Here is a 435-nt window from a genome sequence, read left to right as displayed (position 1 = left end):
GGGTACCGGGTGCGCGCTGGGAGCGGCGCACGGGGGCGCCCGGGTGGCCGTGCGGGGCTGTGGTGCGGTGGGGGCCGTCGGGTACGCGGCGGCGACGGTGGTGGCGCTGGGTGCGGCGGCGGGTGTGGCGGCGGCCTGGACGGGGGTGGCGGTGCTGGCGGTTCCGGCGGCGGTGGTGGCCCTCGGGCCCCGGCTGGGTGCGGTGCGTGTCCCGGCGGAGGCGGCGTCGGCGGGGGTGGGGCTGCTCGCGCTGCCCCTGACGGCCGGGGATCCGGCGGTGTCGGCCCTGGCGCTCGCGCTGGGCGGGGTGGTGTGTGCGGCGGGGGCGTTGCGGGCCGGGCGGCGGGGGCTGGGCTGGGCGGCGGGGGTCCTGGGCGTGGCGGCGGTCTGGGTGCGGCTGGGGGCTTGGGGGGTGGCGGTGCCGGAGGCGTACAC

Annotated in this window: 1 pseudogene; it reads left to right on the top strand. The window is 82.8% G+C overall.

Features of this window, described 5'->3' with window-relative positions:
* A pseudogene (locus VR44_RS40575) lies at window positions 1-435 on the top strand (SCO7613 C-terminal domain-containing membrane protein); the annotation flags it as partial.

It is taken from the genome of Streptomyces katrae (assembly GCF_000966975.1).
GTDB lineage: Bacteria > Actinomycetota > Actinomycetes > Streptomycetales > Streptomycetaceae > Streptomyces > Streptomyces katrae.
The sequence above is the reverse complement of the archived record's forward strand: the minus strand, read 5'-3'. Positions and strand labels throughout refer to the sequence as shown.